The sequence below is a fragment of the Microvirga tunisiensis genome (assembly GCF_009296175.1).
Taxonomy (GTDB): domain Bacteria; phylum Pseudomonadota; class Alphaproteobacteria; order Rhizobiales; family Beijerinckiaceae; genus Microvirga; species Microvirga tunisiensis.
The window spans coordinates 1-1494 of sequence record NZ_VOSK01000733.1 but is presented as its reverse complement, the minus strand read 5'-3'; the positions used below and the strand labels follow the sequence as shown (position 1 = coordinate 1494).

Here is a 1494-nt window from a genome sequence, read left to right as displayed (position 1 = left end):
CACCCATCCGCCCCGAACGCCACGTCGCCCAGTCGATCGCCACCATCCGGGCTGAACTCATCTGCACTCTCGTGCGAAGGCTCCCACGATGTCCCTGCTGCCACACAAAGTTTATGACACAGTAGTATTAGGGTCATCCGAGGAAATTGCCAACGCCTCAGAAATGTCTGTTGTCCCCTTCGTCAGCAGACATTCGGTATACTTCGCAAACGTGCCAAAAGGCGACGTTCTGGGGTTCCGGGCTTGCAAGCGCGTTGTTCCGATAAGCGCATTTTTGACAAGAACCGGCGCCTCTTTTGAGCGTATTCGGAAGCTCAGTTCGGAACCGCCCCATCCGGCATAGTAGACCCTTAGTCTAACCGACACTCGCAAGAGCCTCCTTCCGACGGGGATTACTATCGAAGACTTGAGGCGCGGCTAGTGGTCGACGGCCTCCTCCCAGGGGCCTTATGTCCAGTCCGGCAGGGTGGAGAATGTCCAGCGGATCGGCCCGCCGCGGCAGCCGATGGCTTTGGCGACGTTCGTGAGGAAGCTGTTCGTGTCGGGCCGGGGGACTACGCCGCCCGCCAGGAGCCCGCAGCCCTCGGCGATGTCGGTGTATGCCGCCGTTGCCCTCTCCCTATCCGCATCCGGCACCCCGGGCCACGGCAGACCGACGACCACCAGCAGCGCGACGGCAACCTCCCTCGTCTCGGCAACGAACCGCGGGCTTGTGACCGCCCGCAGCGGGTCGCGGGGCTCCTGAAAGAGCCGCGCCGTGTCGGCGAGCGCGACGGCCGCCCGTATTGATTCCTTGGCCAGTATCCCCCGCAATTCGGGCCACGGTTTTTCCCGGAGTTCGGCCAGCAAGTTGTCGGGATGGTTGAGGCGAAGAGAAACGGCAAGGCCGAGGGGGCGGAGGGGGGGATGGCATGCTCATGTCTCCTCAGTCGGCACCGTGCGAGCGCGCCAGATCCCGCACCTCCGCCTCCCGGCAGTCCCGTATGGCTTCCATGGGGCTCAGCCCCCCGAGTTCCTCGCTGGGTCTGACGAGCCAGTCCAGCCGCATCCACGGCGACCGGATCGGCATCACGGCGAGGATCCTGCGCAGGATCTGGACGGTCACGGAGTCCCGCATCATGCAGGCTGGGACCACCAAGCGCCCGTCGATCTCGACGGCGATCCAGGCGCCCGTCTCGACATCGCGGCGCAGATCATCGACCGAGGTGCCGAGCCACTCGGCGGCGAGTGGCTCTTCGAGGTAGCCCCCGGCCAGCCGCAAGGTCTCGTGCCTGCCGGCCTCGCCCTCGGCGATCAGGACAGCATCCTCCGGAGGACGAGAGAGCTTCAGCCGCCTGCCGGGACTGCCGGAGCGGACTGTCAGGGGCGGCACAGGCTGCCAACCCATCTCGTCGAGCGCCTCGCCGAACGTCTGCTCCTTCTCGGCATCCTCGCCCTCGGCGGCCAGATCCGTCGACCCCTGGGTCTCGTGCTTGACGGCCTCGCCTTCGGCGA

General features: G+C 65.7%; 2 protein-coding genes. Both read right to left on the bottom strand.

Annotated features, from left to right (window positions below):
* Positions 1-447: 447 nt before the first annotated feature.
* The gene (locus FS320_RS43245) at positions 448-849 is read right to left on the bottom strand and encodes a hypothetical protein (protein ID WP_152718635.1); all 402 of its coding nucleotides are present in this window, start codon (positions 847-849) and stop codon (positions 448-450) included.
* Between the two features lie 76 nt (positions 850-925).
* The coding region (locus FS320_RS46830) for a hypothetical protein (protein WP_162003635.1) at positions 926-1494 on the bottom strand (569 nt) is incomplete at its 5' end.